Source organism: Brevibacterium sp. BDJS002 (genome assembly GCF_028201555.1).
GTDB classification, from domain to species: Bacteria; Actinomycetota; Actinomycetes; order Actinomycetales; family Brevibacteriaceae; genus Brevibacterium; species Brevibacterium aurantiacum.
The window spans coordinates 3,992,854-4,012,852 of sequence record NZ_CP116392.1; the positions used below are offsets into that span (position 1 = coordinate 3,992,854).

Sequence of the window (19,999 nt, forward strand, 5' to 3'; positions counted from 1 at the left end):
GCACGGAAGACACTGTTACTGAACAGTAGATAATTTGGTGGATCTTCATTAGCCTTGTGCTCATGACGAGCACAATGATGAGTTCCGTGCGCATTCCGGTCACCGGCGGCCCACACAGCGAAACCACCGGCAGCCGGGACCAGGCGGCAGGCGATACCGAGCGGCACAGTCACGTCGTCGGCACCGTGCTGATGCCGCCAGAAACCCCGACCGGATTCCTCACGGTCCATCCCGCCACGGCGACTCCGGCTCGCTTCTACACGAAGTTCGCCGAATACGCCGTCAATCAGGGGCTGGCGGTGCTCACCTACGATGTGCGCGGCGTTGCCGCTTCGGGACCGGCGAGCGAGCACGCCAGGCTGCGGATGCGTGACTGGATGCAAGAGGACGCGAATGCCGTCGCAGACTGGGTCAACCGGGAATACCCGGAGCTGCCGAAGCTGGCAATCGGGCACAGCCTCGGCGGCCATGCTCTGCTGTTGGGCAACGCCAACGCGGGCCTGCACGGCATCGTCACCGTGGGCACCGCACTGGCGGCACTGCAAGACATCAATCCCCGCAGCGAACGACTGCGCGTGGGCCTCATTCTCAGGGCGCTCGGCCCCCTGATCAGTCCGCTCGTCGGCTACGCTCCCGGCAAACGCCTCGGTCTCGGTGAGGACATCCCGACCGCGGCCATGCTCGAATGGGGTCGCTGGGTGCAGATGTCCGAGTACTTCTTCGACGATCCGAGCCTGGGCGCCACCGCGCGGATGGCCCGCTTGCGCACACCTGTGCTCGCGATCGGTGCCAGCGACGACAACTGGGCCTCAGCATTCCAGATCGACGCACTCGTCGATCATGTCCGCCTCGCCGAGGTGCAGCGACGCACCATCACCCCTGAGGAACTCGAGGTCGACCGAATCGGGCATCACGGTCTGTTCAGGCGCCGGGTCGCCGAGAAGGCCTGGCCGGAGATCATCACCTGGCTGCTGCGGCGACTCCCCCGTCGCTGACCTCAGGCCGGGACGAGATCCTTGTCGCGGTCCACTTCTGCCAGGGGCCTGCCCGCCATATTGCGAGCCAGGAACAGGGTCGGAACGCCAGCCACGACGACGATGACGGTCGCATAGATCGCCGGGGCCAAGGTGAGGCCGGTCGAGCTCATCAGTGCTGTCGCAATCAGCGGGGAGAGTCCACCGAAGAGGACCGTGGCCACGTTGTAGCCGATCGCCATTCCGGAGAAGCGGCTGGTGCCGGTGAACTGTTCGGGGACCATGGCCGCTGCCACAGCACTCCATCCCGCGGCCGGCACCGCGAGGAAGGCTACGCCGAAGATCGCGACTCCGGAGTTCCCATCGGCCAACAGCGCGTAGGCGGGAATGGTGGTGAGGATGAAGACGGCCATGAGCACCGCCAGCGTCTTCTTGCGGCCGAAACGATCGGAGGCGATGCCGAACAGCGGCGTGATGACGATCGCCACGACGGCTGCGATGGTGCCCAGCGCCAGTGACCCGGAGTTCTTCACCTGCGAGACCTCTTCGATATAGGTCGGCACATAGGTGATGTTGAGGAAGTAGCTGACCGATCCGATCGAAGAGATCAGGAACGCCACGAGGATCGCACGGGGCTGTTGGAGGAATGCGATGAGCAGCGGAGAGCGACCGCGTGAGACCACAGGCTTGTCGCTCTTGGCAGCCTGCGCCTCCTTCGTCTTCTCCGCGGCCTGCAACCGCTTGAAGGTGTCGGTCTCCTCCATCATGCGACGCAGCGGGATCATCAGCGCGGCAAGCACTGCACCGAGGATGAACAGGACGCGCCAGCCCCAAGTGCTCATCGCCTCGGCCGAGAGTGTGCTGGCCAAGAATGCCCCCGACCCGACTGCCAGGAGAGCTCCGACCTCACTGTTGGCCGCCGCCCAGCTGGCAGCGAGCCCCCGGCGCTTGCTGCCGGCCGATTCCATCAGGAAGACCATGATGCCGGTGTACTCGGCCCCGACGGAGAACCCGGACAGGCAGCGGAAGAAGACCATGCCGACGCCGGCCCAGATGCCGATCGTGTCGTATCCGGGCATGATCGCGATTCCGAGCATCGCGACGGCCATGAGCACAGCGGAGACGACCAATGCGGACTTGCGTCCGACCCTGTCGCCGAGGTGGCCGAAGACCATGGCGCCCAGTGGCCGGAACAGGAACCCGGCGGCTCCGACGCCCAGGGTGAGCAGGAGCGAGTCGGGCCGATCGCCGAAGAATTCCTTGGTCAGGATGGTCGCGACGTAGAAGAAGATCGAGAAGTCATACCATTCGACGATGGTGCCGAAGGCCGCGACCATCATCGATCGACGGCGTCCCTTCTCCTTCTCCGGGCTGTTGGAGGCTGCTGGGTCCGACTGGGCCTGCGATTCGAAATCTGACATCGAGGAGTCCATTTCCTAGGGAATGCTGCGGCCATCTCTCCCAACGACCACAGACAAAGCTGCTCATCGCGACTTTCCTGACCACCTTACTGCTGGTGGGAACCTGTGTGCAGGTCAGCAGGGAACTCTCAGCCCGCGCGCGAACCGAGTCCGAACTAACTGAGCCCCACCGACCTGAGCCCGAACAGGGAGTCGGTGAATCGGTTTCCGAACATCGCGTTCGGGTCCAGCTTCTGTCTCAGCGCACAGAAGTCCTCGAAACGCGGATAGAGCTCGCGCAGATCTTCGGCGCCCAGAGTGTGGATCTTGCCCCAGTGCGGACGGCCCCCGTGACGTCGGCAGATCTGTTCGACGACACGGAAGTACTCGGCGAAGTCGTCCTTCACGAACCGGTGCACGGCGATGTACATCGTCTCGCGGCCGAAGGCGGTCGAGAGCGGAACATCATCGGCGGCGGCAGATCTGACTTCGATCGGGAAGGAGATCGACCATCCTCTCGACTCGATCGTGCGCCGGATCTCACGGATCGCCTCGGCGCCGGCTTCGAAGGGAAGCGCGTACTCCATCTCGTTGAACCGCACCCGCCGAGGCGTCACGAACACGTCGTGTCCCGGCGCTCGGTAGATTCTGTCCGAGACGGCGGATTCGGCGATCCGATTGATGCGTGGGACGAGGCTGGGCACCGCCGATCCGAGCTCGACGGCCAGGCGCAGGGCGCCGTTCTCGATGACTTCCTTATCGAAGAGGTTGAGGAAACGGTTGCGCACCCCCGCCTCGGCGAGGTGGCCGGGGCCGATCTCACCGAGCCCGACACGGGTGTTCGTCTTGGTCAGCGCGGTGTCGGTGTGCGGGAACCAGTAGAACTCGAAATGGTCGGCCGCGCGCATCCGTGGTTCGAGGTCGGCCAGCAGCTCGTCGACATCACTGACGATCTCCTCGGCGATGAGGTCGAAGGCCGGCACGCACTGCAGCTCGATCTCCGTGACGATGCCCAGCACGCCGAGGCTGACGCGGGCCAGGTCGAAGATCTCCGGGTGGGTCGTGGGCGACAGGTCGGTCACGGTGCCGTCAGCAGCCATGAGCAAGAGACCGGTGACGGTTCCCGCGAACCCGGTGAACCCGAGCCCGGTCCCGTGGGTGCTCGTCGAGATCGCCCCGGCGAGCGCCTGCGGATTGACGTCGCCCTGATTGGCCAGGGCCAGCCCGAAGGGCGCGAGCAGAGCCGGGATGTCGCGCAGCCGGGTGCCCGCGTGGAAGCGCACCCGCCCGGACTCCTCGTCGACGGCGATGATTCCGCTGAGGTGGTCGAGGCTGATCATGACGTCATCGCCCGCTGCCACGGGGGTGAACGAGTGCCCCGCACCAACGGGTCGGACCCGTTGGCCGGCGTCGGCCGCGGACCGTAGGATATCGCCCAGTTCCCCCGCCGAGGTGGGTCTGAGGAAGGTGTGCGGATAGGAGTGGACGTGGCCGGACCAGTTCCGGAAGAGCTGTCGCTGAGTCGGTCTGCCGCTGCGGGTCACAGCACCCACCCCTGTCCACGATAGGTCGACCACGAGTCGATGATCTGGGTTCCTGCGACGACGAGGAACTCATTGAAGTGCTCGGCGAGCTCACCGGCCTTGGCATGTCTGAACCAGACGAGGTCGCCGATGCGCAGGTCTTCGGTGCCGGGACCGGTCAGCGGGGTCTGGACTTCACCCGCGCCCTCGAGGCCCGCGTAGTCGAGTCCCGGGGGCCAGGCGATCGTCGGGACACGGTCGGCCCCGGGCACGCCGGAGGCGATGAAACCGCCTTTGAAGACCGTGACCCAGCCGGGCCCTGGTCGGCGCACCACGGGGGTGGCGAAGTAGGCGGCCGGCTCGTGTCGGAAGTGGGTGTAGCCGTCGAAGAGTCCCGGGGAGAAGAGTCCGGAGCCGGCGGCCAGTTCCGTCAGCGTGCCCTCGGCCACGCTGGATTCGAAGGATCCGGTGCCGCCGCCGTTGACGAATTCGAGGTCGGTGAGTTCACGCACCGCATCGACGACGTTTCTGCGCCGCACCTTCAGCTCGGCGATCGAACGCTTCTGCATGATACGCACCATGGCCTGTTTGGCCGTTGAACCGGCATCGGCCGTGCCGGCGACCTGGCCCTCATAGGACATCAGCCCGACGAGGTTGGTCTCCGGGCGGGCGATGACATGTTCGGCGAGGTCGACGGCGGAGGCCGAATCGCGGATCGGAGAGCGCCTGGCCCCGATGTGGATCCGACTGCTCAGCACCCCTGAGCCGAGGCGGTACGAGGCATCGATGTCTATGCACACGCGCACCGTCTGTGCCGTACCGCCGGCTGCCGCAGCATCGCGGCGGGCGCTGTCGATGATGTCGAGGTGGGTGGGGCAATCGATCATCAGGGTGATGTTCTCGGTGGCCCCCGCCTCGGCGAACATCTGGGTGAGACTGCCCCGGTCAACGGTGGGATAGCCGACGAGGATATCGCGGACCCCGCGGGCATGGAGGATCAGCGCCTCCGGCAGCGAGAAGGCGAAGACACCCGAGTAACCGGGGTGGGCGAGCGCACGCTCGATCGCAGCGGGAGTGCGCAGGGACTTCGTGGCGATGCGGATCGGCAGCCCTTGAGCGCGCTGGGCCAAGGCGGTGACGTTCGCGTCGAACGCCTCCAGATCGATCACCGCGACAGGAGCATCGACCCCACGCAGGGCGTGACGCAGTTCACGTGAGACCATGAAGATACTGTAGCGTAAGTTAGCGGTTCCATAGGCAGCAATCCACCCATTCACTGACGACACGGAGGCATGATGCACACGGACGTCACCAGCACCACCACCCCCTCGGACGAACTCACACATGTCACCGATCGGCTCCGCGAATTCCTCGACACCAACCCCTACGCCGAGGCTTCGGGCAGCGGTGATCGCATGGTCAGCCCCGACCCGTTCACCGCCCTCGAACTTCCCCGCTTCGCCAAGAACACCCCGGCCGATATCGAGAAGGCCTATGCCACCGCGCGCATCGCCGCTGACGCCTGGGCCGCTCGATCCCCAGAACACCGCGCCCGAGTGCTGCTGCGACTGCACTCTGCATTGCGCCGACACGAAGATCTCCTCCTCGACATCATTCAGTACGAAACCGGCAAAGCCCGCATCCACGCCTATGACGAGATCCTCGACACCTACAACGTGTGCCGCCACTACGGCGTGACCGCTCCCGCCCGACTGCGCCCGGAACGCCGTCGCGGTGCCGTTCCCGTCCTGACTCGTACCGAGGTCACCCGCACACCATTGGGCGTCGTCGGGTTCATCACCCCCTGGAACTATCCGCTGACCTTGGGCGCAACCGACCTGCTCGCGGCCCTGGTCGCCGGCAACGCCGTGGTGCACAAACCCGACAGCCAGACAACCCTGACCGCCATCATCATGCGCCGTCTGGCCATTGCCTGCGGCCTGCCCGCGGAAGTCTGGCAGCTGGTGCCCGGCCCCAGCAGCGAAGTCGGCCCGGCACTGATGTCCGGTGCCGATGGGATCTCCTTCACCGGCTCGACCGCTGCAGGTCGCTCCATTGCCGCCGAGGCTGCTTCGCGTCTGCTTCCCACCGCCCTTGAGCTCGGCGGAAAGAACCCGATGCTCATCCTCTCCGATGCCGATCTTCCCTCGGCCGTGGACGGGGCCGTCCGCGGGTGCTTCTCCTCGGCCGGTCAGCTGTGCCTGTCCATCGAGCGCATCTATGTCCACGAGGATCTCTACCCCGAGTTCTGTGCCCATTTCGCCGAGGCGACCCGGAACCTCGAGCTCAGCCCCGACTACTCCTATGGGCCCGGAATGGGCTCCTTGGCCGGGCCGAAGCAGCTGGCCCGAGTCAGCGAACACGTCGAACAGGCCCGAGCCAGCGGAGCTCAGGTCATCGCGGGTGGCAGCCCGGTCCCGGAACTTGGCCCCTACTTCTACCTGCCGACCGTGCTCACCGATGTCACCGAGGAGGCCGAGCTGTTCGCTGAGGAGACCTTCGGCCCTGTCGTCGCCGTGTACCCGGTGGCCAGCGACGCCGAGGCGATCAAGCGGGCCAACGCCTCCGAATACGGTCTCAACGCCAGCGTCTACTCCCAGTCCCGCGGGCGCGAAACTGCCAGGCAGCTCGAGTCCGGGATGGTCAATGTCAATGAGGCCTACGTCGCCGCCTGGGGTTCGATCGACTCTCCGGCCGGCGGCGTCAAAGCTTCAGGTATGGGCCATCGGCATGGGGTTGAGGGTCTGCACCAGTTCATGCACACGCACAACATCGCCGAACAGAACCTGGTTCCCATCGCTCCGTTCGGACCGCTCGATCAGTCGCGGTTCGCCCGCACACTGACCACCGCGTTCGAGGTCATGCGCGCCCTGCGGATGAAGTGAAGCTGTTCCTCAGCACGGACGAGGTGAGGTTGTTCCTCAGTTGAGCGATTCGAAGAATCTCTTCGCCACCGGCACAGCCGCCTCGGCGCCGAATCCTCCGTCCTCGACGAGAACGGCCACGGCCACATCGCCCTGATACCCGGCGAACCAGGAGTGGGTGCGCGGCGGGGTCTCGTCACCGTATTCGGCGGTGCCGGTCTTGCCGTGGACCGGTTCGCCGGGGACATCCTGCAGTGCGCTGGCGGTGCCATCGGTCACGGCACGGCGCATGAGCTTCTGCATCGTCGTGACCGCGTCGGCGTCGATCGTGCTCTTGTCCTTACCCTTGTCGTCGTTCTTGCCCTTGTCAGAGGTCACGAGCAGGGGATTGACCGTATCGCCATCGGCCACGGAGGCGGCCATCGCCGCGACCGCCAGCGGGCTGGAGACGACCTTGCCCTGTCCGATCATCTGCGCCGCATGCGTCACCGCGTCGTCATCGCTGGGAACGGTCGCCATCTTCGACCCAAGCCCCAGGTCGACGTCGTCCATGCCCAGGCTCGACGCCGCATCCGTGACCTCTGATCCCGAGACCTTCTGTGCCGCATCGACGAAGGCGGTGTTGCAGGATTCGGCGAAGTTGTCTTCGAAGGCCACCTTGCCCAGGACGTGGTCTTCGGCGTTCTTGAAGCTCTTTCCATCGACCGTCGTGGTCTTCGGGCAGTCGAGAGTGGTCTTCGCAGTGACTCCTGCCTCCAGCAGAGCCAGACCGGAGGCAACCTTGAATACCGATCCGGGCGCGTACTGGCCGGTCAGTGCCCGGTCCCAGGCAGCGCCCTCGGGGTCCTGGTTGGCCACCGCAAGAATGTGACCGTCGCTGGGTCGGATCGCCACCAGCGCTGTCGGCTTCTTGCCTGTTGCGGCCGCCTTGTCTGCGGCCTCCTGCATGTCGACGTTGAGTGTCGTGGTGATGTTCTTACCGTCATGGTCGGGGAATTCGTGGACGAGGACGGGATCGGCGGACTTGGCCTCGTCGCTGGTCTCGGCATCCTCGGCGTCGCTGATGTAGATCGCTTCGCTGCCTGGTCCGCTCAGCTGCTTTTCATAGGCCTTCTGCAGTCCGCTCTTTCCGACAACGGACTCGCCGGTGAGCTTTCCGTCAGAAGCTTCGACCTCCTCGGCGCTGGCGGCTCCGGCCGTTCCCAGGGTCGGACCGGCAAAGCCCTTCTTCCGGCTCAGCGGCTGAGTGTGCCTGTTGAAGACGGTGCCGGGCAGGGAGTGTATCGAGTCCTTGACCTTTTTGTAGTCACTCTCACGCAGCGTGATGACGGGAACGAGCTGATCGGGCTCCGCCTTCTCCACACGCTCCTTCAACGATGTGAGATCGATGTCGAGTTCGTCCTTGAGAGTGCTCAGGGTGTCATCGCCATCCCCTGCTTTCTCGAGTTTGGCCGGGTGGATGCCGATGTCGACGACGGGGCCTTCGGCCATCAGCTCTTCGTCGTCCTCGCCGAAGATTGCACCTCTTTGCCCTGGTGTGGTCTGCGAGACGAGGACGCGACCGTCGTCCAATTTCGGATGCAGCACCGTGGGAGTCAGCTCGGCCGACCAGAGCAGACCTTTCTTGTGCAGGGGAAGCTCAGAGGTGTACTCCCAGGGTTCGCCTTCCTGGTTCGTCCAGGACCACTTCAGCGTCGCGACGACGTCATCACCGTGCTTCTTCGTGCCCTTGAGCTCCACCGAGCGATTCTTCATGCTCTGGTCGAGTGTCCCCAGAATCAGACCGTGCAGCTTCGTCGCCGTCGTCTGATCCGACCAGACACTGGATTCGATGGTTCCGCTGTTCAGGTCGGCGGCGGCGTCTTCTGCAGCTGTCTCTGCCCTCAGCGGCAGTGTGAACAAGGCGAAGACACCGGCAGCGACCAGCAGCGCGACGACGAGGGCGATGGCCAACCACATTGTGGACTTCTTTGTCATAGATCAATCATCAATGGGCTCGGCCGGGAAGTCCACTTGCCGCATGCTGTTGGGCGGCTGGTTGAGCCCTGTGGGGATGGGGCCGGTGCTGGTGGGGGCTGACCGGTGCTGCCGGGCTCAGTGGGGATGGGGCCCGGGTATCGAGGGGGTGGTTCAGGCGTCGTCGGCGACGACGGTGTATTCGAGAACGGGCCTGCCTGCGGCTCCATATCGGGGTCGGCGGTTGAGCATGCCCGCATCGGCCATGGCTTCCAAGTACCGGCGTGCGGTCACTCGGGAGACACCGAGACCTTCGGCCACCTCGGCGGCGGACTGGCCGGGCTTGTCGCCGAGGACCGACTTCACCTCTGCCTGCACGGCGTCGGGGACGCCTTTAGCGGTCGCGGTCACTGTGTGGGTGCGCAGTGCGGCGATCGCTGTGTCGACGTCGGTCTGGGTGACCTCACCCTCGGTGCTGTCTCCGCCGAGGCTGTTGCGGTAGGAGGAGTAGGCCTCGAGCTTGGACTTGAAGACCGGGAAGGTGAACGGCTTGATGATGTACTGGGCGACGCCGTAGGACAGCGCCTCCTGGACGATCTGCATGTCGCGGGCGGCGGTGACGGCGATGATGTCGACATCGACGCGGTGGCCGCGGATGGCCCGGCAGACCTGCAGACCGTGTCCGTCGGGAAGGTTCATGTCGAGGAGGACGAGGTTGATGCAGTCCGCGTCGAGACCGTAGATCTTTCCGGTCAGAGCCGCCATCGCCTGAGTGGCGTTCTTCGCTACACCGGCAAGGTGATAGCCGTCGATGCGATCGATGTACTTCGCGTGGGCCCGGGCGGCGACCGCCTCGTCCTCAACCACGAGCACACCGATGCTCGACTCAGGCGTAGTTGTATCTGACATGCCGCCAGTCTAACCAACACCGTTGCGGGGTCGCGGTGGATCGTGTTACAGCCTGGGCACATCCGTGACACAGGACTGGAACGCGTCGTGAGCTGCCAGATGCACGATAGTCGGTGCCTCAGGGTCGAAAATCGCGCGGATTTCGACCCGGAGGCACCGACTATCAGTGGCGTCGGCCTCAGACACCGACTATCAGAGGTGCAGACCTCAGGCGCGTTCGAAGATCGCGGCGATGCCCTGGCCGCCGCCGATGCACATGGTCTCAAGTCCGTAGCGTGCGTCGCGGCGCTCCATCTCGCGCAGCATCGTCGCCAGGATCCGACCGCCGGTCGCGCCGACGGGGTGGCCCAGGGAGATTCCGGAGCCGTTGACGTTGAGACGGTCGAAGTCGTCCTTGCCGAAGCCCCATTCGCGGGTCACGGACAGTGCCTGGGCGGCGAAGGCCTCGTTGAGTTCGATGAGGTCGATGTCGGCCAAGCTCAGTCCGGCCTTCTCGAGGGCCTTTGCGGTGGCAGGCACGGGGCCGATGCCCATGGTCTTCGGTGGCACTCCGGCCACGGCCCAGCTGACCAGGCGGCCCAGCGGCTTGAGCCCCTGTGCCTCGGCGGCCGCACGGGTGGTGACGATGCTCGCGGCCGCTCCGTCGTTCTGTCCGGAGGCGTTTCCTGCGGTGACCGTCGCCTGGTCATCGTCCTTGCCCAGGATGGGGCGCAGCTTCGCGAGCTTCTCGATGCTGGTGTCTGGACGAATGTGCTCATCAGCGTCGATCTGATGTTCGGCGACCTTGCGGGTGGCGGGGATCGTCACGGGAACGATCTCCTCGGCGAAGCGTCCGTCCTTGGCCGCTGCGGCTGCCCGCTGATGTGAGTTGTAGGCGAGTTCGTCCTGCTCGTCGCGGCCGATCGAATATTCGCGGCGCAGGTTCTCTGCGGTCTCGAGCATGCCGCCGGGAACCGGGTAGTTCTTTCCGCCCGGAGTGGTGCGGCCACGGCCCAGGGAATCGGTGAATTCGGCATTGCCGCCGCGCACACCCCAGCGGATGGTGTCGTTGTAGAAGGGTGCGTGGGACATCGATTCGACGCCGCCGGCGATGACGAAGTCTCCGTTGCCGGAGCCGACGACCATGGAGGCGTCAATGACTGCCTGCAGTCCGGAACCGCAGCGGCGGTCGACCTGCTTGCCGGGCACGGTCACGGGCAGCCCCGCGTCGAGGGCGGTGACTCGGCCGATGCAGGGAGCTTCCGAGGTGGCGTAACCCTGACCCATGATCACGTCGGCGACGAGTTCTGGATTGAGCCCGGTCCTGGCGATGAGCTCGCGGACGACGGTGGCGGAGAGCTCGTGGGCGGGGATGTCGCGGAACTGTCCTCCGAATCCTCCGATCGCGGTGCGCAGCGGTTCACAAACGACGATGTCCTGGTCCATAGTTCCTCCACTCGATTTCGCGGCAGCCGATGGCACATGGCCATCGGCCCGGCATTCCTGCTCAGCCTAAGCCGAATCCATACGGTGGCGCGGAAATGTTTCATTCATTGGGACGTCGCACAGCACAGGCGGGCGCCCGCTGAGCACCTCAGCTGCGGTCGTCGCGCACGATCTGGATCGGGCCCGTGGGCGGATTCCCGGACGGCGGCTGGCTCGATGACGAGGGCCCAGTCGAGGGATTCCCGGAAGCTGGCCCGAGTCCCCCGGGGTCAATGTCGCTGGTGTCGGGCAGCCATACCGTGAGCACCGCGCCCTTGAACTCGTCGCAGTCCTCACCGCGGCCCTGGACGTCGACGGCCCCGCCGAGACGGCGGATGGCTTGGACGACCAAGGACAAGCCGACCCCGCGGGTGCCGGATTCCTGGCGGCCGAGTCCCTTGTCGATCTCGACGCCGTCATGCTTCGTCGACCAGCCGCGTTCGAAGATCGCGTCGACGTACTCTTCGTCGATGCCCGGACCATCGTCGCTGACCTCGATCGTGAACCCGCTGGCACCGCCTGCTCCGCTCAGGTGGACATGCACTCGCTTGTCCTCGGGCAGAACGTCCTGCCTGCGCAGAGCGTCGAAAGCGTTGTCGATGAGGTTGCCGAGGATGGTCGCGAGGTCACGGTCATCCCCGCCGAGGCGGCCCGAGAGTCCCGCTGTATCGACCGTCATATCGATGCCCACCTCGGCGGCCTGGGCGATCTTGGAGAGCAGGAGTGCAGAGAGCACAGGATGGTCGAAGCTCATCTGACCATCGCCGGTGACCCGGTTGAGATCGTCGAGGTCCTTGGCGGCGAATTCGATCGCCTCGTCGACGTGACCGGTCTCCAACAGGGAGACGACCATGTGGAGTCGGTTCGCATATTCGTGGGTCTGTGCACGCAGAGAATCGGAGAACGATCGCACAGAGACGAGTTCACCGGAGAGTTCGGCGAGTTCGGTGTGGTCGCGCATCGTCACAACCCAGGTGTCGCTGGCGGCGTCGGTGGGCTGCTGGTTGACGACGAGGACCCGATCGTCGGTGTAGTGGATCTCGTCGCGAGCCCACCGGCCAGATGAGAGGAGATCCCTGAGGGCATCGGGCAGGTTGAGGCTGCGCAGCGCGATGCCGCCGATCGGCGAGGTCGCCCGGACCGGATCGTCGGTGTCAGCGATCTTCTCACCCGCCTTCCCCTCGCCTGCTGCGGGCAGCCCCAGGAGCTCGCGGGCCTCGGCGTTGATGAGGACGATGCCCGTCGAACGGTCGAGGAGCAGCAGCCCCTCCGACACGGCTTTGAGCACCGAGGAGTAGAACTCGAGCATGCCGCGCAGCTCGTTGGCGCCGTAGTCGCCGGTGACGCGGCGCAGTCCACGGGAGGTCGCCCAGGAGGCGGCGATTCCCAGGATGAGAGTGGTGATGGCGATGCCGATGAGCCAATTGCTCTGAGCCAGGAAGCCTTCCCGCACGGAATCGGCCGAGATGCCGACGACGACGGCCCCGACGACGGTGTTGGGTCCGGTGTCGTCGACGCCGAGGTGCTTTGCGAAGACTGGGCTGATGACATACATGGTGCCGCCGCCGGGCCCACCATCTTCGAGGAAGCGCACCACGGACTCCCCCTCGGAGACCTTCGAGCCGTCGACGGCCGCAGCGAGCTGATCGACGGAGTCATCGGGCACATCTCCCGATGCCGAGGACACGATGTTCGCCTCGATGCGCTCCTGTCGATTCGACGATCCCAACGACGGCGGGGTGACGAGGTAGTCGATGGGCACAACCGCGGCCACATCGAAATCGTACTGGCTCACCACATTCTCGAGCATCGTCTCGACGTCGTCCTGAGACCCCTCATCGATGAAGTCATCCGTGGTGGCCTCACCCGACCCGACCAGGCTCAGCGACATCGACATATTGTCGGCCGCAGAGCCCAGCAGATCCTGTTCGCGCTTCTGGTTCAGCTGGGAAAGCTGGATGTAGAGGAGGCTCGTCGTCAGCACCATGATGCCCACGAGCATGATCGAGTTCGCGAACATGATGCGCCCGGCAACGCCGAACTTCAGACGCCTGCTCACACGTGCCACTGGTCCAGTCAGTCCTCCTGACTTCACGGCACGCTGATCCTTGGGCATGGGTCCATTCTGCCACCCACTGCCCCAATCCCCGGGTCAGCCGGAATCGCGAGGATCAGGGTCGCGACGGTCACGTTCGCAACGACCAGAGCCCGGGGACTCAGATTCCGAGGCTGATGGGCCCGGAGGGCACGGCGGAGCACACGAGCACCTCATCGGCGGCGATCCGCGCCGCGGGTTCGACCGGGTAGATGACCGACCCGGCGGCCAAGGACACAGCACAGGTGCCGCAGGAACCGCCTCGGCAGGAGTTGTCTGCGCGCAGTCCGCGCGCCTCCAGTGCTTCGAGCAGTGTCCCCTGCTGGGGTTCCCAGAGGAAGCTGGTGCCCGAATTCTCCAGAGTCACCTCGGCGGGCGAGCATTGGGCGATGGCCTCGCTCATGCCGGTGTTCGGGGAGGCGAAGATCTCCTGGTGCACGGCCGGGACTCCGGCCTCGGCGCTGGCGTCGAGCACTGCACGGGTGAAGTCTGCGGGCCCGCAGACCATGACGTTGTCGCATCCGGCGAGCCAGTCGACGAGATCGGCATGACCGGGCCTGCCCTGGCTCGCGGTGTCGCGGTGGTGGGTCTCGACGGGAATCTGTCGCGAGTGGGCGCGCTTCTGCAGCCGATCCCAGAGGCAGGCCGTCCGGTGGTCGCGGTCGACGTGGAAGAGCTTGATCTTCTCGGTTCCCGACAGTTCGGCTCCGCGCATGAGGCCGAGGCTCGGGGTGATGCCGATGCCGGCGGTGACCAGCGCGGTCGTGCCTCCGAAGACACGGTTCGCGGTCATGGTGCCGTGCGGCCCGGAGGCGAGGACGGACTGCCCGGCCGCAAGCTCTGCGACCGCCCGGGAGCCCTTGCCCTGGGTGCGCACCGCGATCGACACGATGTCATCGGAGACATCCGTGATCGTATAGGTCCGCCAGAAGGGCTCGCCGAGGTCGAGGTGGACGCGCAGGTTGGTGCCGGGTTCGTCGAATTCGCGGATCCAGCCCTGGTCATCGCGCAGGGAGACTTCGACGATGTCGTTGCAGATCTGCTGGCTGCCCAGCACGGTCATGAAGCGCGGGGTCCGTGCGGTTTTGACGAGCTCTCGTGGGGCATCGCCTTCGATCTCGATCTCATCTCCGGTGCTGACCAGGCCGGATTCCAGGATCCGACCGTAGACGCCGCAGTGCAGGTGCCCACACGCCGAGGCCAGAACCCGGGGGACGTTGACGTCGACGGCTGTGGTGGCCGGGTTGACCGTGGTCGCCGGGCAGCGTTCGATCGCCTGGGTGATGGCCAGACGCACTCCGCCGAGGCGGACGATCTTGCCGATGAGTCCGAATTCCTCGAAGGGGGCGAGTCCGTCGACGAGGACGTTTCCGCGGAAGCGCAGCGGGTCGAGTTCGGTCTCGCCCGGCGCCAGTGCCGCCTGTCCGTCGGCGGTCTGGGAGATCGCTGCGACCGTGGCCGGGTTGATGATCGAGACACCTGCGGCCTGAGAGTCGAACATGCCCTGATCCGCGACGCTCAGTGCGCGCGGGAAGTCACCCTGAGGGGGTATGCGTGCAGAGAGGAAGTCCGCCGAGGTGGCCCGTGTGTCCCGGTCATCCGTGCGAAACGTCGTGGTCTCGTTCTGCGGAGACGTCAAGGTCACCGTCGCCGAGGGATCGGCCACGGCCGGCTGGGAGGAATCAGCCGCCTCGGCGAGGTCGAGTGCCACTTGCCACTTCTGCAGGTCAGTGTCGTTCTTGAGCACCGTGAACGCGGAGTATCGGTGCCAGCTGTCATCGGGGATGTCGAGACTGCCGTTGGTGAACGCGGCGACGCGGTCACCGCGGATGCCTCGGCCGGTGCGCACATCCGCCTCCGGGATCTCTTCGGCAGGGAACCCCTTGACGGGGAATCGGAACAGTCTGGCAACGCGCATGATTCGATTGTAGGAGCTTGACGACGCCCGGTACCCACGGTGAGACCAATTGCACAATTGACCTATACCCTAAGGGGGTATAGAGTATCGTCATGACTGAGCACCATGGATATACCCCGCAGAAGGACGCCCTTGCGAAGCGGATGAAACGGATCGAAGGTCAGGTCCGTGGGATCGGCAAGATGATCGATGACGACAAGTACTGCATCGACATCCTGACCCAGGTCTCCGCCGCAACGGCCGCGCTGCACGCGGTCTCCATCAACCTCTTAGAAGAGCACATCGCTCATTGCGTGGTCGACGCCGCATCCTCAGGGGATGACGACGCCGCCCGCAAGAAGATCGAAGAGGCTTCAGCCGCTATTGCCCGACTCATCAAGAGCTGAATGTCAGGAGACACATCATGACGACCACCACCATCAACGTCAACGGAATGACCTGCGGCCACTGCGAGGCAGCCGTCAAGGAAGAGCTCGGAGCACTGCCCGGAGTCACCGATGTCGCCGTTGAGCTCAATGCCGGCGGGGACTCCCCCGTGACCATCACCTCCGAGAAGGATCTCGACGAGGCCGCGATCAGCGCCGCCGTCGATGAGGCCGGCTACGAGGTGAAGTGATGTCGCGCGAGGTCGATCTCGACATCACGGGAATGACTTGCGCGTCCTGTTCGGCTCGTATCGAGAAGAAGCTCACCCGCCTCGACGGGGTCAGCGCCGAGGTCAACCTGCCGCTGAATTCCGCCCACGTCATCGTCGAATCCGAGCTCAGCGACGCCGACCTCACTGCCGCCGTCGAAAAGGCCGGCTATGGCGCCACCGTCAAGACCACCTCGGCGAGCGGACCGGAGATCGTCGACTACGATCCTCGCCATCTGCGGCCCCGCTTCATCGGTTCGCTGATTCTGGCGGTGCCGATCGTGGCCATCTCCATGGTCATGAGCTGGCACTTCCCCGGCTGGGAGTGGATCGTCGCGATTCTCGCCCTGCCGGTCGTGACCTGGGGCGCCTGGCCGTTCCACTCGGCCGCATTCAAGGCTGCCCGCGGACGGTCGACGACCATGGACACCCTGGTCAGCGTCGGGATCATCGTCGCCAGCGCCTATTCCTACATCACCTTGGGCCGGGCCGTCGCCGACGGCTACGGCTGGCAGATCCCCGCGACTTATCATGTCTGGTTCGAGGCCGCGGCCGCGATCACGGTGTTCCTGCTCATCGGCAAGCTCACCGAGGATCGGGCGAAGAGTCGGGCCACCGCAGCACTCAAGGCGCTGCTGGGCCTGGGTGCACGGTCGGCGAACGTGCTGCGTGAAGGCACGGGAGACACCCGAGCTGAGGTCCAGGTCCCGATCGACGAACTCGTCGTCGGCGATGTCTTCATCGTCCGTCCGGGCGAGAAGATTGCCACCGACGGCGAGGTGATCGCGGGGCATTCCGCGATCGACGAGGCCATGCTCACCGGCGAATCTGTGCCCGTGGAGGTCGACCTCGGCGACGCCGTCACCGGCGCCACCATCAACACCTCCGGCGTGCTCGAGGTCAGAGCCACCCGCGTCGGATCCGATACGACCCTGGCGGCCATGGCCGACCTGGTCAGCCGGGCACAGACGGGCAAACCCGCCGTGCAGCGCCTGGCCGATCGGATCTCTGCCGTGTTCGTGCCGATCGTCTTCGCGATCAGTGCTCTCACGCTTCTGGCCTGGGGGCTGATCACCGGCGACTGGGCGATGGGGCTGCACGCGGCCCTCACCGTCCTCATCATCGCCTGCCCCTGTGCACTGGGTCTGGCCACTCCGACGGCCCTGGCCGTCTCCTCCGGACGCGGTTCGCAGTTGGGCATCCTCGTCTCCGGGCCCGAGGCTCTCGAGTCGACGCGGTCGATCGACACCGTCGTGCTCGACAAGACGGGCACCCTGACCACCGGCGTCATGACCCTGCTGGACACGCAACTGAGCGACACCGACTTCGCGGTCCTGGCTCGCCTGGAATCACAGAGTGAGCACCCGGTGGCCCGCGCGATCGTCGAGGCCGCTGACACGAGGGCTGAGTCTCAGCCGGCTAAGCAGGCGAACGCCGGGCTGGGACGAACTGCCGCCTCGGCGGTGGATGATTTCGAGAACATCCCCGGCGGCGGACTGCAGGCCACGATCGACGGTGCCGAGGTGCTCGCTGGTCGGCCCGATCTGCTCCGAGAGCGCGGAATCGACGTGACATACACCTCCGATTCTGTGCCCACCGGTGCCACGATCGTCGCTCTGGCCATCGACTCGCAGTTCCGCGGCCTGACCTTCGTCTCCGATGAGATCAAAACCGGAGCCGCCGAGGCGATCGCCGAGCTGCATTCGCTTGGCATCGACACCGTCTTGCTGACCGGGGACAATGCCCAAGCCGCCGAGGTGGTCGCGGGCAAGCTCGCCATCACCGAGATCCGCGCCGATGTCCGTCCCGAGGGCAAGATCGCCGTGGTCAATGAGCTGCAGGCTCGGGGGCAGGCGGTGGCGATGGTCGGCGACGGCATCAACGACGCCGCGGCTCTGGCCGGTGCCGATCTTGGTATCGCGATGGGTTCGGGCACCGATGCGGCGATGGCCGCATCGGACATCACCATGGTGCGCTCGGATCCCCGGCAGATCCCGCAGGCGATTCGCCTGTCGCGGAAGACCCTGGGCCTGATCAAGGGCAACCTGTTCTGGGCCTTCGCCTACAACACGGCTGCCGTTCCGATCGCCGCGTTCGGACTGCTCAGCCCGATGATCGCCGGAGCCGCGATGGCGTTCTCCTCGGTGTTCGTCGTCCTCAACAGCCTGCGATTGCTGCGGTTCAGGTAGGACGCGTCACCTGTCAGCCCTGGATGCGGGTCTGACGGTCGCCCCATTCCTGGTTGCGGAGTTCGAACTTCTGGATCTTGCCGGTCGAGGTCTTGGGCAGAGCCTCGACGATCTCGACCTCGCGTGGGGCCTTGTACTTCGCGATCTGCGTGCGCACATGGTCGATGACTTCGGCTTCGGTGACCGCTGAGCCTTCACGCACGATGATGAAGGCCTTCGGTCGTTCGCCCCATTTGTCGTCAGGGACACCGATGACGGCGACTTCGAGGACTGCCGGGTGTGAGGAGATCGCCTGTTCGATCTCGACGGTGGAGATGTTCTCGCCGCCGGAGACGATGATGTCCTTCGAGCGGTCGCGCAGTTCGATGTAGCCGTCCTCGTGCATCACGCCGAGATCACCGGAGTGGAACCAGCCGCCTTGGAAGGCCTTCGCGGTGGCGTCCTCGTCGCGGAAGTAGCCCTTCATCACGTTGTTGCCGCGCATGACGATCTCGCCGATCGTCTGTCCGTCGGCGGGCACGTCGATGAGTTCGTCACCCGATTCGAGAGCGACGATGCGGGCCTGATCGGCCTGGACCATGCCGACTCCCTGCCGCGCCCGCAGCCTGGCTCGGGACTTGTCATCAAGGGAATCCCACGAATCCTGCCACTCGCACACCGTGTAGGGACCGTAGGACTCGGTGAGTCCGTAGACGTGCACGATCTGGAAGTTCAGGGCCTCCATCTCCCAGATGAGGGTGGGACTGGGTGCGGCACCGGCCATCGTGGCGGTCACCGCCCGGTCGAGGGAATGCGCCTGCTCGGCGTTGATGACCGTGCTCATCACGGTCGGGGCACCGTTGAGGTGGGTGACCGTGTGACGATCGATGAGATCCCAGATCACGTCTGCCCGCACCTCGCGCAGGCACACCTGGGTCCCGCCGGCTGCGGTCAGCGCCCAGCCCGTGCACCAGCCGTTGCAGTGGAACATGGGCAGCGTCCACAGGTACACGCTCTTCTCGTCGTGTTCGGAGTGGATGATCTCGCCGAGAGCGTTGAGATAGGCGCCCCGGTGCGTGTACATCACGCCCTTGGGTCGTCCTGTCGTGCCGGAGGTGTAGTTGATCGACAGCGTCGCGCGCTCGTCCTCGACGCTCCAACTGAGTGCCTCGGTGTCAGCTTCGGCGCCGGACAGGAACTCGTCCAGGCCGGTTACGACGGGCGAGGACGAATCCGGGCGGACCGCCTCGGCGGAGGAATCGATCGTCGTGTCCTCGACGTCGACGATGCGCTCGACCGTGTCGAGGCCGTCGATGACGGGGGCGACGCTGGGCCACAGCTGCGTGTCCACGACCAGCAGCTTCGCCTGGCTGTGGTTGCAGATGTAGCGGACCTCCTCGGGGGCCAGCCGGGTGTTGATCGGCACCAGCACGGCACCGGCCAGCGGCACGGCGAATTCGGCGATGAGTGCCTCTGGAAGGTTGGGCATGAGGTAGGCGACTCGGTCGCCGGGCTCGATGCCCGTTGCGCGCAGAGCATGCGCCCGGGTCTCCACGGCCGCGGCGAATTCGCGGTAGGTCATCTCCTGGTCGTTGTAGACCACGGCGCGCTTGTCGGGAAAGACGTCGGCAGAGCGGCGCAGGAAGGACAACGGCGTCAATTCTGTGTTCCAGGTCTCCATGGAAAAAGCCTACGTCACCGAGGTGGGCCCCAGCCGACAGGGGTCATGTCTGCTGGCAGGGGTCATGTCTGCTGACCCGGGGGTCTGCTGGCAAGGGATACGGGAGGACCGCTGTGCTCATTTGAGGATCGGGTAGGTCTGATCGTCATTCTGGGTGTCATTGCGCATCACCCAATTGAGAATACAGGCGCAGGCGCTGACCAGGACGAACGCGGCACCGGCATAGATGAAGGCGAATCCGAACGCGGTCACGTCCTGCCAGGCGCGGGTGACGATGATCGACAGGATCAGAACGACGACGCCGCAGACGAGCCCCACTTTGAACGCATCCTTGTAGGACACGGTGCTGGTGGACTTTTTCTCAGACTTCGATGCTGTCATGCCCCCAGCGTACCGACCTCAGCTGAGAATCG

15 protein-coding genes are annotated in these 19,999 nt (G+C 65.3%); 5 read left to right on the top strand and 10 right to left on the bottom strand.

The genetic code is table 11. From position 1 onward, the window contains the following. The first annotated feature begins 62 nt into the window (after positions 1–62). Positions 63–995: an alpha/beta hydrolase family protein gene (locus PGC08_RS18430; protein ID WP_271709114.1), complete on the top strand. Its 933-nt coding sequence runs from the start codon at positions 63–65 to the stop codon at positions 993–995. A gap of 2 nt (positions 996–997) precedes the next feature. Here PGC08_RS18430 and PGC08_RS18435 read toward each other — a convergent pair whose 3' ends face one another. The 3 genes from PGC08_RS18435 to PGC08_RS18445 form a co-directional block, all read right to left on the bottom strand. Beyond that, positions 998–2,395 (bottom strand): MFS transporter, encoded by a 1,398-nt coding sequence (locus PGC08_RS18435; RefSeq protein WP_096158899.1) that lies wholly within the window; start codon positions 2,393–2,395, stop codon positions 998–1,000. A gap of 155 nt (positions 2,396–2,550) precedes the next feature. Then, positions 2,551–3,951: a D-arabinono-1,4-lactone oxidase gene (locus PGC08_RS18440; protein WP_271709115.1), complete on the bottom strand. Its 1,401-nt coding sequence runs from the start codon at positions 3,949–3,951 to the stop codon at positions 2,551–2,553. Then, positions 3,915–5,120: an amino acid deaminase/aldolase gene (locus tag PGC08_RS18445; protein ID WP_271709116.1), complete on the bottom strand. Its 1,206-nt coding sequence runs from the start codon at positions 5,118–5,120 to the stop codon at positions 3,915–3,917. The genes PGC08_RS18440 and PGC08_RS18445 overlap by 37 nt, the downstream gene beginning before the upstream one ends. Before the next feature lie 69 nt (positions 5,121–5,189). Between PGC08_RS18445 and PGC08_RS18450 the strand changes: the two genes are divergently transcribed. Then, positions 5,190–6,782 (top strand): succinic semialdehyde dehydrogenase, encoded by a 1,593-nt coding sequence (locus PGC08_RS18450; protein ID WP_271709117.1) that lies wholly within the window; start codon positions 5,190–5,192, stop codon positions 6,780–6,782. A 36-nt stretch (positions 6,783–6,818) separates the two neighbouring features. Here PGC08_RS18450 and PGC08_RS18455 read toward each other — a convergent pair whose 3' ends face one another. The 5 genes from PGC08_RS18455 to PGC08_RS18475 all read right to left on the bottom strand — a co-directional run bounded on the left by PGC08_RS18455 (position 6,819) and on the right by PGC08_RS18475 (position 15,103). After that, positions 6,819–8,738 (bottom strand): penicillin-binding transpeptidase domain-containing protein, encoded by a 1,920-nt coding sequence (locus tag PGC08_RS18455; protein WP_271709118.1) that lies wholly within the window; start codon positions 8,736–8,738, stop codon positions 6,819–6,821. A 153-nt stretch (positions 8,739–8,891) separates the two neighbouring features. Beyond that, a complete protein-coding gene (locus PGC08_RS18460) occupies positions 8,892–9,626 on the bottom strand; it encodes a response regulator (RefSeq protein ID WP_029416719.1) in 735 nt (244 codons plus the stop codon). Positions 9,627–9,833: 207 nt separating this feature from the next. After that, complete coding sequence (locus tag PGC08_RS18465; RefSeq protein WP_069601095.1) at positions 9,834–11,051, bottom strand: acetyl-CoA C-acetyltransferase; 1,218 nt, start codon at positions 11,049–11,051, stop codon at positions 9,834–9,836. A gap of 148 nt (positions 11,052–11,199) precedes the next feature. Next, the gene (locus PGC08_RS18470) at positions 11,200–13,206 is read right to left on the bottom strand and encodes a sensor histidine kinase (RefSeq protein WP_271709119.1); all 2,007 of its coding nucleotides are present in this window, start codon (positions 13,204–13,206) and stop codon (positions 11,200–11,202) included. Between the two features lie 100 nt (positions 13,207–13,306). After that, entirely contained in the window at positions 13,307–15,103 is a 1,797-nt protein-coding gene (locus tag PGC08_RS18475) for an MOSC domain-containing protein (RefSeq protein ID WP_069601097.1), read from the bottom strand. A 92-nt stretch (positions 15,104–15,195) separates the two neighbouring features. Between PGC08_RS18475 and PGC08_RS18480 the strand changes: the two genes are divergently transcribed. From PGC08_RS18480 to PGC08_RS18490, 3 genes are read left to right on the top strand one after another with little or no spacing between them, the layout of a single operon-like run. Beyond that, positions 15,196–15,489: a metal-sensitive transcriptional regulator gene (locus tag PGC08_RS18480; protein WP_009882215.1), complete on the top strand. Its 294-nt coding sequence runs from the start codon at positions 15,196–15,198 to the stop codon at positions 15,487–15,489. A 17-nt stretch (positions 15,490–15,506) separates the two neighbouring features. Continuing rightward, positions 15,507–15,719 carry a heavy-metal-associated domain-containing protein gene (locus PGC08_RS18485; RefSeq protein ID WP_009882214.1) on the top strand — a complete coding sequence of 71 codons (213 nt, stop codon included), beginning with the start codon at positions 15,507–15,509 and terminating at the stop codon, positions 15,717–15,719. Next, positions 15,719–17,926, top strand: a complete 2,208-nt coding sequence (locus PGC08_RS18490) for a heavy metal translocating P-type ATPase (RefSeq protein ID WP_096177960.1) — start codon at positions 15,719–15,721, stop codon at positions 17,924–17,926. The genes PGC08_RS18485 and PGC08_RS18490 overlap by 1 nt, the downstream gene beginning before the upstream one ends. A 13-nt stretch (positions 17,927–17,939) precedes the next feature. Here the strand turns inward: PGC08_RS18490 and PGC08_RS18495 are convergent, their stop codons facing one another. After that, a complete protein-coding gene (locus PGC08_RS18495; protein ID WP_271709120.1) occupies positions 17,940–19,586 on the bottom strand; it encodes a long-chain-fatty-acid--CoA ligase in 1,647 nt (548 codons plus the stop codon). A 117-nt stretch (positions 19,587–19,703) separates the two neighbouring features. After that, a complete protein-coding gene (locus PGC08_RS18500) occupies positions 19,704–19,967 on the bottom strand; it encodes a hypothetical protein (protein WP_271709121.1) in 264 nt (87 codons plus the stop codon). Positions 19,968–19,999: the final 32 nt, after the last annotated feature.

Coding starts and splice junctions, on each gene's coding strand:
- PGC08_RS18450 (WP_271709117.1), top strand. CDS start 5,190: ATGATGCACACGGACGTCACCAGCACCACCACCCCCTCGGACGAACTC.
- PGC08_RS18470 (WP_271709119.1), bottom strand. CDS start 13,206: ATGCCCAAGGATCAGCGTGCCGTGAAGTCAGGAGGACTGACTGGACCA.
- PGC08_RS18435 (WP_096158899.1), bottom strand. CDS start 2,395: ATGTCAGATTTCGAATCGCAGGCCCAGTCGGACCCAGCAGCCTCCAAC.
- PGC08_RS18430 (WP_271709114.1), top strand. CDS start 63: ATGACGAGCACAATGATGAGTTCCGTGCGCATTCCGGTCACCGGCGGC.
- PGC08_RS18460 (WP_029416719.1), bottom strand. CDS start 9,626: ATGTCAGATACAACTACGCCTGAGTCGAGCATCGGTGTGCTCGTGGTT.
- PGC08_RS18490 (WP_096177960.1), top strand. CDS start 15,719: ATGTCGCGCGAGGTCGATCTCGACATCACGGGAATGACTTGCGCGTCC.
- PGC08_RS18480 (WP_009882215.1), top strand. CDS start 15,196: ATGACTGAGCACCATGGATATACCCCGCAGAAGGACGCCCTTGCGAAG.
- PGC08_RS18455 (WP_271709118.1), bottom strand. CDS start 8,738: ATGACAAAGAAGTCCACAATGTGGTTGGCCATCGCCCTCGTCGTCGCG.
- PGC08_RS18445 (WP_271709116.1), bottom strand. CDS start 5,120: ATGGTCTCACGTGAACTGCGTCACGCCCTGCGTGGGGTCGATGCTCCT.
- PGC08_RS18465 (WP_069601095.1), bottom strand. CDS start 11,051: ATGGACCAGGACATCGTCGTTTGTGAACCGCTGCGCACCGCGATCGGA.
- PGC08_RS18485 (WP_009882214.1), top strand. CDS start 15,507: ATGACGACCACCACCATCAACGTCAACGGAATGACCTGCGGCCACTGC.
- PGC08_RS18500 (WP_271709121.1), bottom strand. CDS start 19,967: ATGACAGCATCGAAGTCTGAGAAAAAGTCCACCAGCACCGTGTCCTAC.
- PGC08_RS18475 (WP_069601097.1), bottom strand. CDS start 15,103: ATGCGCGTTGCCAGACTGTTCCGATTCCCCGTCAAGGGGTTCCCTGCC.
- PGC08_RS18495 (WP_271709120.1), bottom strand. CDS start 19,586: ATGGAGACCTGGAACACAGAATTGACGCCGTTGTCCTTCCTGCGCCGC.